A 14,568-nucleotide genomic window follows, 5' to 3' on the forward strand; every position below is an offset into this window, starting at 1 on the left:
TGCGGGACTCGGAGGATAAATCGTCCGGCGGCGTCAGGTGGGGTCGGGCTCGTAGGACGGCCCCACGCGGAGGTCCAGCGTCCGTTCCGCGACGGAGATGTCGAGCGTCTCGTGTTCGGCGAGTTCGCCGTCGCGGCTGAAGGTGACGGGGTCGCCGTGGCCGTCGATGGAGATGTCCCGGGCGCGGACGTGGGTGACGCCGTCCGTGTCGCGGGCGAGCAGTCGGTGCCCGATGGCCTCGGCGACGAGGTTGCCGGCCGGCATCCGCTCGACGATGGCGACGTCCAGCAGCCCGTCCTCCATGTCGGCCTGGCCGCCACGTTCCACGAACTTCCGGGCGTTGCCCACGAGGAGACACGTCGCCTCCCCGGACCACGTGAACGGCCCGTCCTCGCCGACGGCCTCGATAGAGAGGTCCAGCCCGTCGAAGTCGAGGGCCTCCTGCGTCCCGGTGATGAGGAAGGCGAGCGTCCCGAACCGCCCCTTCAGGTCGCCGGAGGTGGCGACGCTGGCGTCGGCGGGCAGGCCCGCGATACAGGAGACGAGGAACGGTTCGCGGTCGGCGACCCCCACGTCGACGGTGCGGGTCTCGCCGGTGTCGGCGACCTCGACGCCGTGCTGGAGGTCGGTGACACCGATGGTCCCCGCGAGGAGGTTGGCCGTCCCGGCGGGGACGACGCTGAGCGTCACCTCGTCGAGGTGGCCGGCGTCGTGGAGGCCACGGACCACCTCGTTGATGGTGCCGTCGCCGCCACAGACCGCGACCTCGGCGACATCGTCCGCGCCCGCCTGCCGGCCGAACGCGACGGCGTCGCCGGGGCCCTGCGTCTCCTCGACGGCGAACCCGCGGGCTCGCAGTAATCGCTCGACGTAGTCGGCGTGCTCACCGTCACCGCTCACGGGGTTGACGATGGCCCGACGGAACCCGTCTTGCATATCCGGACGGTGAGGCTTCCGGCACTTAGTTACCCGGTTGTCGCCGCCCACCCTGCCGGAGTCACAGCCTACAACCCCGTCCGTGCCGTCGGGACGATAGAGATGAACGAGCTGCGCATCCGCCGGTACGACCCGCGGGACGCGGACGCGGTGTGGGACCTCCACGAGTGGGCGATGGGCGAGACGGGGACCGACCCCGACGACGTGCCCGGTACCGACGACCTCCGGGACGTCGAGGCGTCGTACCTAGACACCGGTGGGACCTTCCTCGTCGGCCTCCTCGACAGCGACGACGCCGCAGGGTCGCCCGGCGCCGACCGCTCGCCGCCGTCCGTCCACGACGGCGTCCTCGTGGCGATGGGCGGACTCCTCCCGAACGAGGCGGGCCACGCCGACGAGCGCACCGTCCCGGGCGCCGCGGAACTCCACCGGATGCGGGTCGCGCCGACCCACCAACGCCGGGGCTACGGGCGCGTACTGCTCGCCCGACTGGAAGCCGCGGCCGCCGACCGCGGTTTCGAGACGCTACTGGCGACGACGGCGCGCACCCAGCCGGCGGCCGTCGACTTCTACCGCGACGAGGGGTATGAGAAAGTCGCCGAGTCCACGATCGCGGGCTACGAACTGGTCCACTTCGAGAAGGGGCTGTGAGTCAGCCACGCATCTGTTCGAGAATCGCGTCCCGGACCGCTCTGGCGTCCGCCCGGTCGCCCCGCCCGAAGTGGACCGTGTTCGGGTTGACCGGGTCGCTCAGGAGTCCGCCAGCGTCGACGTCGACCCCGGCCTGCTCTATCTGGAGGTAGCCGATGGTGATGCCCTCGGTGTAGTCGACCCCGACGATCTCGGCGGTCGGAATCCGCCTGTCGTCGAACCTGGAGCGGCCGACGCGCTCGATGACCACCTCGTCCTCGGAGACGACCACCGTCCCATCCTGGAACCTGCCGACGGCGACGGCGTCGTCTCGGTCCGCAGTGTCGTCCTGTCGCTCCTCGTCTGCCGACGCCTCGCCGCGCCACGGCAAGCGGACCATTGCCACCCGGTAGCACAGGGCGGCGCAAAAGCGTTCGGTCGCCTGCTCACGACAGGTCGAACTTCTCGGCGGCGGTCTGCATGTCCTTGTCGCCGCGGCCACAGAGGTTGACGAGGATGGTGTCGTGGCGGTCCTCCTCGGCGAGTTTGATGGCGAGCGCGATGGCGTGGCTTGGCTCGAGCGCCGGGATGATGCCCTCGGCCTCGCTCAGTTCGCGGAAGGCGGCGAGCGCCTCCTCGTCCGTGATACCGTGGTACTCCGCCCGACCGAGCGACTGGAGGGCCGCGTGTTCCGGGCCGACCGCCGGGTAGTCGAGGCCGGCGCTGACGGAGTGGTTCTCGGTGTCCTCGTCGATGACGCGGGTCCGCATCCCCTGGAATATCTGGGGGTCGTCGTTCTTCGTCGCCGACAGCGGCGCGGAGTGCTGGCCCGAGTCGAGGCCCTTGCCGGCCGGCTCCGCGCCGTACAGCGCCACGTCGTCCTCCTTGAACGCGTGGAACAGACCGATGGCGTTCGACCCGCCGCCGACACAGGCGACGCAGGCGTCGGGCAGGTCGCCGTGCAGGTCCTGTATCTGTGCGCGTGCCTCGCGGCCGATGACCGACTGGAACTCCCGGACCATCCGCGGGAACGGGTCGGGGCCGACGGCGCTCCCGACGAGGTAGTGGGTCGCCTCGGTGTGCTCGACCAGGTCCTCCATCGCCGCGTCGACGGCTTCCGCGAGGCCCTCGTTGCCCCGCGTGACCTCCTCGACGTCGGCCCCCATCAGCCGCATCCGGAAGACGTTCATCTCCTGGCGCTGCATGTCGCGCCGGCCCATGTAGACGGTCGTGTCCATGTCCAGCAGGGCGCCGACCATCGCCGTCGCGGTGCCGTGTTGGCCGGCCCCGGTCTCCGCGATGAGGCGGTCCTTTCCGGCCTTCTTCGCCAGTAGCGCCTGTCCGAGCGTGTTGTTGAGTTTGTGTGCACCGCCGTGGAGCAGGTCCTCGTGCTTGAAGTAGATGTTCGCGTCGTAGCGCTCGCTCAGCGTCTCGGCGTGGAACACCGGCGTCGGCCGACCGCCGAAGTGCTCCAGCAGGGAGTCTAGTTCCTCGCGGAACGACTCGTCGTCGCGCATCTCCTCGAACGCCGCGGCCAGTTCCGCGAGCGGTTCCTCGAGCGGCTCCGGGACGTGTCGACCACCGAACTCCTCGAACTCTCCGGGCGAAGACATGCGCGACACTGACGGCCGGGTACGCTAAAAGCTACTGCCGATTTCGCCCGTCGGCATTGAGCATCAACGAGGGGAATTAACAGATCGCTAGCCGTACGGAACGTGTCATGTCCGAACATGGCAAGGAACTGGACAGACGGAGCGTTCTGCAAGGGGTCGGCACGCTGCTGGGTGCCGCTGCCGTGGGTCCGCAGCTGGTCACTGCCGGGACCGCGGACCGCTACATCCTGGCTGTAAGCGAATCTGGGGTCGCCGACCGTCTCGAAGACGCCGGTTTCTCGGTCACACGCGAGCTCGCCGGCGGCGGTGTCCTCCTCGCGGCCGGCGCCGGCGACCCGGCGAGCGTCCGCGGCGTCGAGAGCACCGTCCGCGACGTGCGACTCCGACTCGAACGGCCGGCGAAGGCGGTCCAGCGACCCGACGCCGCAGACGAGACGGAGTCCGAGTCGCTGTATCCGCTCCAGTGGGACAAGCAGACGACCGACGCCGCCGACGCCCACGACGTGACGACGGGCGAGGGTGCCACTATCGCCGTCGTCGACACGGGGACCGACATCGACCACCCGGACCTCGCGCCCAACGTCACACCGGGGGCGCTGTTCAGGCGCGTGGCCGGCACCGGGGAGGACGACGGCGTCTTCACGGGCACCGGCGCCGGCGTGCGCCTCCCGTCGGACCCGCTGACGGACGGCGATGCGGTGACGAACGCTGACGGGACAGTCGTCGGGTACGACCCCGCTGCCTTCGAGGTCGACCAGTCGCGCGACGCCTCCGACGACGTCGAGGGGCACGGGTCACACGTCTCGGGCATCGCCGCCGCTTCGGTCGGCGAGACCGTAGCCGGCGACGACACCGGCATCGCCGGGACGGCCCCGGACGCCACTATCGTCCCCCATCGCGTGTTCTACTGGGAGCGCAGGGACGTTACCTACGAGGGAGAGAACGGCGAACGGACCGAGGAGCTGGTCGTCACGTCGACGACGACGGCCGACATCCTCGCGGCCATCGACTTCGCGGCGAACACCCTGGGCGTCGACGCGATGAACCTCTCCATCGGGACGCCACCGCTCCCGCCGCAACTCAACAGGGACGGGTTCCGACAGGCCTACCGGCGAGTGGTGCAGGACGCCGTCTCGGCGGGGAGCCTCGTGGTCGTCAGCGCCGGCAACAGCGGTACCGAACTCAATCGGGGCGGCGTGTTCACCGTCCCCAACAGCGTGCCCGGCGCGACCAGCGTCGCGGCCACCGGGCCCAACGACGAGCGCGTGTTCTACTCGAACTACGGGGCCAACGAGGTCACGCTGGCCGCGCCCGGCGGCGGGTACGAGACGCTGGCGAAGACGCTCTCACAGGAGACGGCGTGGCCGTTCCCATCCAACCTCGTCCTCTCGACGACGCCGCCGGACGTCTACGGCACCGCCTACTCGTACTTCGCAGGCACCTCGATGGCCGCCCCGCAGGTGGCCGGCGCGGCGGCGCTGGTGGCCGCGGTGAACCCCGCCCTCGACGCCAGTCAGGTCGAGTCCGTCCTCACCATCACGACGAAAGACGCCACTGGGCAGGAGGTCGACGACCTCGGGGCCGGCGTCCTCGACGTGGCCGCGGCGGTCCAGGCCGCCGACGACCGTCGGTAGGCGCCGTCTGTGGCCTCGACCACAGCTACCGCTCGTGGCCCGCCCGCGCGAGGCGGTGGGCGCGCTCGTTCTCCCCGCGGGCGACCGCCCGGTAGGTGACGACCGGGACGTCGGTGACGCAGTCGCGAATCGCGTCCACGCGGCGGCGGGCGATGCGGTCGCTCGGGGTGGCTGGCTCCGCGGGGTCGACCGCCCGGACCACCGCGTCGGCGTCGCCGTGGACGTGCAACGAGGCGACCGTCGTCGGGTAGGCCTCGACGGCCCGGACCGCCTCCAACAACGCCCGGTACTCCAGGTGCGCGCTGGAGACGAACGCGTCGACGGCCAGCGACCGCTCGAGGACGGTCGTCGTTCCGTCCTCGACGAGGAACCCGACGGCTGCGGAGGTCGGCGTCCCGTTGTCCGACGCATAGAGCACGCTCGCGTCGAAGTACAGCAGGAGGGAGGGACTGGTCGGGGACGCGTCGGCCGACGGCATACCGTCGTCTCGGGGCGACCGGGGCAAAGTCCCGTCGGTCGCCGTGGTCGGTCCCTGGCCGTCGCCGGGGGAGCGCGCGACCCCGTGTACGTTGTAGTTACATGGATACGTTCGACGGCGGTCGAAGACGTTTGGGTCGTCAGTCCCCCGCTGGGGCGACCGGTCGAAGACGTTCGGGTCGTCAGTCCCCCGCTGGGCCGACCGGCCGACCACCGGTGTCGTCGTCGGCCCACGAGCGCAGGACCGTCAGCATCTCCGTGAGCGTGCCGTACGTCTCCGCCAGCTGGTGGACGTTGCGGCCCGAGTCCAGGTACGCCGTGTCGACGTTGTGGACGACGTTGCCGTAGTGGGCGACCTGGTTCCGGAGCTCGCGGACGTCGTGGAGCGCCTCGCTCGCGGCCTCGGAGCCGTCGAAGGGCAGGACCTCCACGGCCGCCTCGGACCCCTCGACGACGGTCTGGAGTTGCCAGAACGTCGTGTAGTCGATGGGGCGCAGCTGGAGGTCGGCGCCGGAGTACTCCTCGTAGGCGCTCTGGAGCGCGTCGTACTCCGTCTCGGCACCGGGCGAGTCGTCGGCGGGGATCGTCGCGAGGGTCCCCTCCCAGTCGGCGACCGAGTCGACGAGGTCGCGGAGACGCATCTCCAGTTCGCCGACGCGCGTGTAGAGGAAGGCGTGGGCGGCCGGCCGGTTCAGGTCCGCGCGGGTGACGATGCCGACGACGTCGCCGTGCCACCCCACGAAGTAGAACGGGCGGTCCTCGAGCTCCGCCAGGAGGTCCTCGAAGCCGAGGTCAGGCGCGATGAGGTCGTCCAGCGCCACACGCTCGGCGTACTCGTACACCTGTTCGTCGGCGGCCTCGGGGAGCGCGTCGGCGAGGGCCGCCCGGGTGACGTAGAGATACGGCGGGTCGTCTCGCTCGAGGGGCGTCGCCGTGTATCCGCGGTCGTCCAGCCACTCGTGGACCGACTCGACCGTCGCACCCGCCGCGACGTGGTCTGGCTCGGCCGTCATCAACTCCCGGACGGTGACGTGCTCCTGTCTCCCGAACATGGCCCTGTGGAGGTGTGGCACGGTAGTAGGCGTTTGGGCCGCGACGCCGCCGGCTCGGTTCCTCGTCGTGACCGATACGGCGTGCCAGCAACCGAGCGCAGCGCTAACGACCGGCGGAACCAGGCGCTCCGGGACGAGGCCGTCGGTGCCGTCCTACCGGTCCAGTTGCGGGCCGGGCTTCCAGGTGTTGCCTTCTAGGACGACGAGGTCGTAGCGTTCGAGCACCTGCATGGCGTCGACGACGGCCTCGGCGTCGAAGGTCGCGTTCATGTCGGCGGGTAACTGGTCCGCGATGGCGCTCCGGGTGCCGCCGTCGATGCGGACGACGGTCTCGAGCAACGTCTCGAAGTCGGCCAACACGGGTGTCAGGGAGACGCCCCCGGACGCATCGGTCTCGAGTTTCGACATGACCTCGTCGTAGCTTCCCGTTATCTCCATCGAGACGGCGACCGTCTCGTCGTCGGTGTCGGTTTCGTCTGCCATTGTCCGAGATATGTGTGGGCTATCGGAAATACGTTTCCGTATCCGTGGTATCGAGAGTGGAACACGTCGTTTTGGTTTCAGACGGGGTGGGAACAGCGGTATCGGTGCCCCTCTCGGGAGAATCAGACACCGGTTGTGCTCGGATTGCGACCGACACTCCGCCACTGCGGTCCAGCCCTGTCGACACCGGCGAGTGCCACCGCGACGACACCGACCACGACTGGTCGAGAGAGCCCGACGACAGCGTGTGGCGGACACCGAGTGGTCGCGGCACGGCGAGTCGCGCTTCATTTCAGAGATTCACCATCGCTTGCACGACATCTATAGTTCGGGCTGCGATTTTGGATATATGTAGCCGACAGGCAGGATAGAGGAGAACACGGTTTCGAAGCCAGTAGGCAGGCACCAGAACGCCTATCCGACGCAATTAGCCGATACACACGCCGGAGTCGGGAGGGACACGTCATTCAGCCGAAGTGCACTATTCGAACTTTCGCAAATATTTCTACGACAAATTCCGAAAACTCCACCAGTGATACAATTTTAGTTACTATTTCTGCCACCTATTTACTAATATGGCGAATAAAGAAATATACTGGACGCCTTCAGTTTCAAAATCGGATTTTCGAAGTATGTACGTCCAGATAATGGCTGAAACCGCTCAGAGGTCGTCGGCACAGAGCGATGGCGTGAGCAGCCCGTTCACAACGCGATAGTCAGGTTCAGTGCCCTCAGGTTCGGTTCGCGTCGGCCGCCCAGTCGAGTGAGCGGTCGACGGCGTCGGCCCAGCGGTCGTACTGCCGGGCTGCCGTCTCGGCGTCCAGCGCCGGTTCGAACTGTCGGTCGACCTGCCAGTTCCACCGGAGTTCGTCCAGGGAGTCCCAGTACCCGACGGCGAGGCCGGCCGCGTACGCCGCCCCGAGCGCCGTCGTCTCGTCGACCACCGGACGCACGATGTCCGTCTGGACGACGTCGGACTGCAGTTGACAGAAGAAGTCGTTCTTCACCGCCCCGCCGCTGACCCGTAGCGACGGCGTCTCGACGCCAGCGTCTGCCGCCATCGCGGTCGTCACATCGCGGGCCTGATAGGCAATCGACTCCAGCGTCGCCCGGACGATGTGTGCCTTGCGGGTGCCACGGCTCAGCCCGACGATGGTCCCGCACGCACGGCAGTCCCAGTGTGGCGCGCCCAGTCCGTCGAAGGCCGGCACCACGTAGACGCCGCCCGTCGAGTCGACGGACCGGGCCAGGTCTGCGGTCTGGGCGTCGTTGGCGAGCAGCCCGACGTCGCCCAACCACCTGATGGCCGCGCCGGCACTGAACACCGACCCCTCCAGCGCGTACTGGACCGGCTCGCCCGACAGTTGGAAGCCGACCGTCGTCAGCAGTCCGTGCTCCGACTCGACGGCCGCCTCGCCCGTGTTCATCAGGCAGAACGACCCGACGCCGTAGGTGTTCTTCGTGTCGCCGGGGTCGAAACAGGTCTGGCCGAGCAGCGCGGCCTGCTGGTCGCCCAGTGCACCCGCGACGGGGACCTCGGCGCCGAGGAAGCCGTCGGCGTCGGTGTAGCCGTAGTACGCCTCGTCCGAGGACGGGCGGACCGACGGCAGCATCGGCCGTGGCACGTCGAACTCGGCCAGGAGCGCGTCGTCCCACGCCAGGTCCCGGACGTCGTACAGCATCGTCCGCGAGGCGTTGGTGACGTCCGTGACGTGGGCGCCGGTGAGCTTGTATATCAACCACGCGTCGACGGTGCCGAACATCAGTTCGCCCGCTTCGGCGCGGTCGCGGACGTCCTCCGCTCGGGTCCGGTCGAGTTTCAGCGGGTCGGCGTTGTCGAGTATCCACTCGACCTTGCTCGCGGAGAAGTACGGGTCACACTCGAGTCCGGTCGTCTCGCGAATCCGGTCGGCCATGGCGGTGTCCCGCATCGCCGAGATTCGATCGACCGTTCGGCGGTCCCGCCAGACGAGCGCGTTGTACACGGGCATCCCGGTTTCGGCGTCCCAGACGACCGTCGTCTCGCGCTGGTTCGCGATGCCGATGGCGTCGAGCTGCGTGGCGTCCACTCCCGCGTCGTCCAGCGCAGTCGTCACGACGGCTTTCGTGTCCTGCCAGATCTCCACGGGGTCGTGTTCGACCCAGCCCGGTTCCGGCTGTATCTGTTCGTGTTGCCGGTACGCGCTGGCGACCACCCGCCCGTCGTGGTCGAACACTATGAACCGGGTCCCCGTCGTCCCCTGGTCGATAGCACTGACGTATGTCGTAGCCATTGTTGCTCCTCTTCAGACCGCGAGTACGCTGTTCGGTCGCCGCATGCGGATAGGTAACAGAACCCGAGCGTATAAAATCTGTTATTTTCTGCTTTTGCTCTTAGATATAATATCCCGACCTCGTCGCCGACGGGTGGGTCGCCCGGCACCTGTCGTCGAACGCGGTCGGTAATTTTCGACCGGGTCACGTAAGCACACATTAATTATAATTATAACCACAGGAATCGGAGACCTCCGTAGATGAAGTACATCGACAAGCTGATCGACAGCGCCGAGGAGATGACCCGGAACGGCCTCTCGCAGGGCGAGGTGGCCGACGAACTGAACGTCTCGCGCGAGACGGCGAGTTGGCTCGTCGCCCAGAGCGGGCGCCAGACCACCGAGGAGACCGACACCGAGAGTCCGACCGACGTCCACGTCGACTGGAGCGCAATCGGCCGGGACGGCCGCCGCCTGGGCTATCTCGGTGCCATCATGGCAGACCTGCTCTCGAAGCAGGGCGACGACGTCGACCTCACGGTCGGCATCGGCAAATCCGGCGGTCCGCTGGCGACGGTGGTGAGCCAGGAGCTCGGGACCGACCTCGCCGTCTACATGCCCGGTAAGTACCAGTGGAACGACGACGAGACGGGGACCGTCAGCGGGTCGTTCTCACGGAGTTTCGCGGCCATCGAGGGCCGTGACTGCTACGTCGTCGACGACAACGTCGACACCGGCCAGACGATGACGGAGACGATCGAACAGATCCGGGACCACGACGGCACCCCCCAAGCGAGCGCCGTGATAACCGACAAACTCGGCCGCGAGGAGATCGAGGGAGTCCCGATTCACGCGCTCGTGAAGATCGTCCAGATGGCCGAGGAGTGACCGCCCGTGCAGTGCGTTATGCCGCCCGACCGCCGTCGGTGACCGCCGAGAGCAACGTGAGATAGTCCTCGACCAGCCGGGGAGTCAGGAACCGCTCGCGGACCGTCTCGCGGCCTCCGTCGCCGAGGCGCGCACGTAGCCGGTCGTCCTCGATCAGCTCCGTGACTCGGTCGGCGGTGCCGGCGATGTCCGTCGGTTCGACGAGGTAGCCGTTCACGCCGTCTTCGATCTGCAGTGGGATACCACCGACGTTGCCCCCGACGACCGGGGTCCCCTTCCAGAGCGCCTCCGAGACGGTCAGGGCGAACCCCTCGCGCAGGGACTTCTGGAGGACGACGTCGGCGTACCGCTGGAGCGCGTTGATGCCGGCGTCCGGGAGGTTCGTCAGGAGGTGGATGTCCGGCGAGTCTGCCGCCGCGGCTTCGACCTCCCGGTACACCTCGATACCCTCGGGGTCGTCGTCCGGCATCGACCCGACCAGCGCGAGCTGCGTCTCGGGCACCGACTCGGTCACGTCGCGGTAGGCGTCGATGACGCCCAGTGGGTCCTTCCAGGGGTCGAACCGCGATATCTGCACCATCACCGGTCGGTCGGTATCGAACGGGAAACTCCCGGGGTCGGCCGCCTCGGCGGCCGCACCCGAGAGTTCGTCCAGCGGTCGGTTCTTCTCCGTCAGGGGGTCGATGGCGGGATGGATGGCCATCTTCTCGACGCCGGCGATGGCGTCGCCGTACTCCGGAAGGGTGAATATCGCACGTTCGATAGGGTCGAGATACGACTGGACGAACTCGAGGTACGCCGGCGTGGCGTCCGTGAGGTCGATGTGGCACCGCCAGACGAGCACCGTCTCGGGGAACGCCTCTGCCAGCGTCGGGGCCATACCGAGCGACTGTGGATCGTGGAGCACGACGACGTCGTACCGGTCGCTCAGGGCCTGTGCGTTCTCGACGGTGACGGTCCGGTACGTCTCGCGCATCGCCTCGGTGAACTCGCTGCGCTCGCCCTGGAGTCCGTTGTGAATCGCCTTCGTCACGTCGTAGAACTCGTCCGGCGCGTCCATGAGCAACCAGTCCGTGTCGACACCCACGTCGTTCAGCAGTGGCACCAACGAGTGGAGGATCTCCGCGACACCGCCGCCACTCGCCGTCGTGTTGACGTGTGCGACCCGGAGGTCATCGAGGTCGGCCGCCGCCTCGTGGATCGCGTCACGCTGCTGCGCTTTGACGTACGGATCGTAGGCCGCGAGGGACTGGGACTCCGTGCGTGCGTGGTGCATCCTTGACAACAGTTCACAGTCGGGGCACATTACGATTTGGGTGCCCTGAACAGCGTCCGGGACCGCTCGGCCGGTCGACTACGTGGCCGCCGCGAACCGGTTCAGTGCGTACACCGTCCGGAGGATCGCCCCGGCGTGGCCCTCGTCGAAGACGAGGTCGTCGGTGGCCCTGACGTGGTCGAGGACGCTCTGTGAGGCGTGTTCCGGGGCGGCCGCGAACCCCGCGTCGTGCTCTTGGACCCAGCGCATGACCCGCAGGTCGCTCTTGGAGTCGCCCATGACCACGGCGAAGGGGTCCTCGATGCCGAGGACGTCGAACGCCGCCTCGACGCCGACGACCTTGCTCAGTTCGAGACTGCCGATTTCGGCCGCGTCGCCCTCGTAGTATCCGACGTCGATACGTTCGAGGACGCCCGCTACCTCGGTCGGCACGTCGGCGGCGTCGGCCGCTGGCGGTTCCCCGGCCCCTTCCAGTACCGCCCGAATCTCCGGGTCCTGGTCGGCGTAGTAGGCCCGCACCCAGTCGGCGACCGTCTGCGGGTCGGCGTCGCCGGCCTCGTCGAGGGCGGCGAGAGCGTCACCCAGCAGGTCGAGCTCGTAGACCAGCGCCGCGTCGATGACCGCCACCGCGTCGTCGGACCCCGTCTCGAAGTTGGGTTTCATCGTGATGTTGAACTCGTTGCCCTGCAGGTGACAGCCGTGTCGGAGTCGCTCCGGGGCCTCAGAGAGGATGCGCGTGCGAACGTCGTCGAAGACGGCCCGTATCTCCTCGTCCAGTCGCTCGTAGAGCAGTTGCTTCGTCTCGGCGCCGTGTCGCGGCGTGAAGACGCCGGTGCCCGTCTCGTACACGATGCTGAGGTCGCCCGAGTGGACGATTCGACTGCCCAGCCCCTGGATCGCGAACCCCTTGACGTTCTCGAGGGTCTGGCCGGTGCAGATGACGATGGGCATCCCCTCCTCGTGGAACTTCGTGAGGAGATTGAGCGTGTCGCTGGGGATCTCGTTGTCGGTGCTCCCCGTCGAACGGAGCGTCTCGTCGACGTCGAGGACGAACACGTTCACCGAGCGACCGTACTTGTTGTAGAGGTCGAGCCCGGTGAACGCCTGTTCCTGGCGCGCCCGAGTCGCGAGGTCCGCGTACGTCTCCCCCGCCTCGGGGAACGCCGACGCTATCGCCGCCTTCCGTTCGTCGAGTTCCGTGTCGATCTCCTTCCAGCGGTCCAGCGCGACCGGTGACTCGACGAGCGGGAACAGGTCGACGAGGTTCTGCAGGGCGCGAACGGTGTCGGTGTCGTGCGTGTCGTACAGTTCGTAGAGCTGGTCGTACCGCTCCATACCCGGGATAGAACGGTGAGATGTATAAAGAGAAGTGTCAGCCGGCCGTCCGGTGGGTGTGGCGGCGTCCCGCCGGACAGTCAAGTGGTGGCCGGACCGGACACCGTCCGACGTCAGACCAGGGGCTCGACGATGTCACGCCCGGCGTCGAGCAACTCCGCGACGTGGGCCTCGCTGTCCGCCTCGGCGTACACGCGGAGCTTCGGTTCCGTCCCCGAGGGGCGCACCAGCAGCCACGACCCGTCGGCGAGGAATATCTTGAACCCGTCCGTCGTGTCGACGCGGTCGACCGCCACCCCGAGCACCGTCTCGGGCAGGGACCCGTCAAGCGCGTCGAGGACCGCCGTCTTCCGGGCGTCCGGGCACTCGACGCTGATCCGGTCCTGATAGATGTCGCCGTGCGCTGCGGTAATCGCGTCGACCCGATCGTCTAGCGGCCGCTCGGCGTGTGCGGCGGCGACGACCAGGGCGAGGAGGACGCCGTCCTTGTTCCGCAGGTGCCGGGTGATGCCGAACCCGCCGGACTCCTCCCCGCCACAGAGGGCGTCGGCCTCCTGCATGCCCTCTGCGACCCACTTGAACCCGACGGGGACCTCAACGGTGTCTTCGCCGTGGGCCGCCGCCACCTTGTCGATGAGGAACGTCGTCGAGACGGTCCTGACTGCGGGGCCGCTGTCCGATTCGAGCAGGTACTCGTAGAGGGCGGCGTAGAGCAGGTTCGGGTCGAGGAAGCCACGGCGGGGTGTGACGACGGCGAGGCGGTCGGCGTCGCCGTCGTTCGCGACACCCAGAGCGGCGTCGCCGTCGGTGACGCGTTCCACGAGGGCGTCGAGTTTGTCGGCCGTCGGTTCGGGCGACCCGCCACCGAACGTGGGGTCCAGCTCGCAGCGGAGCCGCTGGACGTCCGCACCAGCCTCGGCGAGCAGGGCGTCGGTGACGTCGCGGCCGCTCCCGTACATCGCGTCGTAGGCGACGGAGAGCCCGGTGATGTCGGCGTCCGTGAACGCCAGCGCGTGCCGGATGTAGTCGGGGACGAGGTTCTCCTCGCTGACGGTACCGTGGTCCGCCTCCGGACGCAGGGCTGGCTCGGCGAGGAGCGATTCCAGCCTGTCCGTGACCGCCTCCCCCGCGGGCGAGCCGTCCGGCGAGAGGAACTTCACGCCGTTGTACGTCGGCGGGTTGTGGCTCGCGGTCACGACGAGACCGCCGTCCAACTCGCGGTCTTTGAGCGTCCAGGCCAGAACGGGGGTCGGACAGTCTCGCTCACTCACGACGACGTCGAGCCCGTTACCGGCCAGCACCTCGGTGAGTGCCCTCGCGAAGCGGGGCGACGTCTCCCGGGCGTCGTACCCGACTCCAACCGCCGTCGCGTCCTGTTCGCGGAAGTACTCGGCCGCGGCCTGTGCCACGATTCGAACACGTTCTTCGGTGAACGTGTCGAGCGTTGCGCGCCAACCGTCGGTACCGAACACGATCTCGTTCACGCGTGACACTACGTAGCGATGGGCCAATACTCTACCTCCGTCGACGGCGTCGGCCGACACACGTCCGAGGTTCGAAGTGCGTTGCAATGCCCGACCCGACCGCCCACTCGCGGACGGGCCGAATCACGGACGTATGTCGTGATGTGGCCGAGGGTGGCAAGGGCAACGGACCCCGATATACAGATCTAAGTAAATCAAACGATAGATAATGATATACTCCGTTCACGATAAAGAACGCCGGTAGGCCGGCTCGTTACGGGGAATCGCCGGACAGAGTCGTGTTGTCTGTACGACACCACACCAACACCTAACGTAGGTACTTCTGTTATAATCTCACCAGTATTGGTTTCAAATGTCAGTAATAATCGCGAGTACAGGGCGGATACACTGGTCCCTGCTGTGGGGCTGCTGGGACGCACTGTGGGCGGTCTGTGGACGCTTCGAGAATCGAGCGGCCGGTGCCCAGCGTGCCGACTGGGGACACGACGGCGACCCCGCCCCACACCGT

The 14,568-nt window shown here is 67.8% G+C and carries 13 protein-coding genes; 3 read left to right on the forward strand and 10 right to left on the reverse strand.

Annotation, left to right across the window (positions count from 1 at the left end; all coding sequences use genetic code 11):
- Positions 1–33: 33 nt before the first annotated feature.
- Positions 34–936 carry a diacylglycerol/lipid kinase family protein gene (locus ACV7GQ_RS12310; protein WP_470310532.1) on the reverse strand — a complete coding sequence of 301 codons (903 nt, stop codon included), beginning with the start codon at positions 934–936 and terminating at the stop codon, positions 34–36.
- Between the two features lie 102 nt (positions 937–1,038).
- Here ACV7GQ_RS12310 and ACV7GQ_RS12315 point away from each other — a divergent pair, with 102 nt between their 5' ends.
- Positions 1,039–1,587, forward strand: a complete 549-nt coding sequence (locus ACV7GQ_RS12315; RefSeq protein WP_470310533.1) for a GNAT family N-acetyltransferase — start codon at positions 1,039–1,041, stop codon at positions 1,585–1,587.
- 1 nt (position 1,588) lies between these two features.
- Here the strand turns inward: ACV7GQ_RS12315 and ACV7GQ_RS12320 are convergent, their stop codons facing one another.
- Together ACV7GQ_RS12320 and trpB are read right to left on the reverse strand one after the other, a co-directional pair.
- Positions 1,589–1,966, reverse strand: a complete 378-nt coding sequence (locus ACV7GQ_RS12320; protein ID WP_470310534.1) for a DUF4429 domain-containing protein — start codon at positions 1,964–1,966, stop codon at positions 1,589–1,591.
- A 46-nt stretch (positions 1,967–2,012) separates the two neighbouring features.
- The gene (gene trpB, locus ACV7GQ_RS12325) at positions 2,013–3,179 is read right to left on the reverse strand and encodes a tryptophan synthase subunit beta (RefSeq protein WP_470310535.1); all 1,167 of its coding nucleotides are present in this window, start codon (positions 3,177–3,179) and stop codon (positions 2,013–2,015) included.
- Positions 3,180–3,286: 107 nt separating this feature from the next.
- Here trpB and ACV7GQ_RS12330 point away from each other — a divergent pair, with 107 nt between their 5' ends.
- Positions 3,287–4,813, forward strand: a complete 1,527-nt coding sequence (locus ACV7GQ_RS12330) for a S8 family serine peptidase (protein ID WP_470310536.1) — start codon at positions 3,287–3,289, stop codon at positions 4,811–4,813.
- 25 nt (positions 4,814–4,838) lie between these two features.
- On the opposite strand, the gene ACV7GQ_RS12335 is transcribed toward ACV7GQ_RS12330, so the two are convergent.
- The 4 genes from ACV7GQ_RS12335 to glpK form a co-directional block, all read right to left on the reverse strand.
- Positions 4,839–5,291, reverse strand: coding sequence for a reverse transcriptase-like protein (locus ACV7GQ_RS12335; protein ID WP_470310537.1), 453 nt, complete (start codon positions 5,289–5,291; stop codon positions 4,839–4,841).
- Positions 5,292–5,472: 181 nt separating this feature from the next.
- Positions 5,473–6,342, reverse strand: a complete 870-nt coding sequence (locus ACV7GQ_RS12340; RefSeq protein ID WP_470310538.1) for a hypothetical protein — start codon at positions 6,340–6,342, stop codon at positions 5,473–5,475.
- A gap of 153 nt (positions 6,343–6,495) precedes the next feature.
- Entirely contained in the window at positions 6,496–6,825 is a 330-nt protein-coding gene (locus ACV7GQ_RS12345; RefSeq protein WP_470310539.1) for a hypothetical protein, read from the reverse strand.
- Between the two features lie 731 nt (positions 6,826–7,556).
- Positions 7,557–9,098 (reverse strand): glycerol kinase GlpK, encoded by a 1,542-nt coding sequence (gene glpK, locus ACV7GQ_RS12350; protein ID WP_470310540.1) that lies wholly within the window; start codon positions 9,096–9,098, stop codon positions 7,557–7,559.
- Positions 9,099–9,338: 240 nt separating this feature from the next.
- Between glpK and gfcR the strand changes: the two genes are divergently transcribed.
- Entirely contained in the window at positions 9,339–9,965 is a 627-nt protein-coding gene (gene gfcR / locus ACV7GQ_RS12355) for a transcriptional regulator GfcR (RefSeq protein WP_470310541.1), read from the forward strand.
- Between the two features lie 16 nt (positions 9,966–9,981).
- On the opposite strand, the gene ACV7GQ_RS12360 is transcribed toward gfcR, so the two are convergent.
- From ACV7GQ_RS12360 to ACV7GQ_RS12370, 3 genes are all read right to left on the reverse strand, one after another.
- The gene (locus ACV7GQ_RS12360; protein WP_470310542.1) at positions 9,982–11,241 is read right to left on the reverse strand and encodes a glycosyltransferase; all 1,260 of its coding nucleotides are present in this window, start codon (positions 11,239–11,241) and stop codon (positions 9,982–9,984) included.
- 78 nt (positions 11,242–11,319) lie between these two features.
- Positions 11,320–12,576, reverse strand: a complete 1,257-nt coding sequence (locus ACV7GQ_RS12365) for an HAD family hydrolase (protein WP_470310543.1) — start codon at positions 12,574–12,576, stop codon at positions 11,320–11,322.
- A gap of 113 nt (positions 12,577–12,689) precedes the next feature.
- Positions 12,690–14,060, reverse strand: a complete 1,371-nt coding sequence (locus tag ACV7GQ_RS12370; protein ID WP_470310544.1) for a phosphohexomutase domain-containing protein — start codon at positions 14,058–14,060, stop codon at positions 12,690–12,692.
- Positions 14,061–14,568: the final 508 nt, after the last annotated feature.

The sequence above is a fragment of the Haloarcula sp. MBLA0163 genome, from assembly GCF_055632435.1.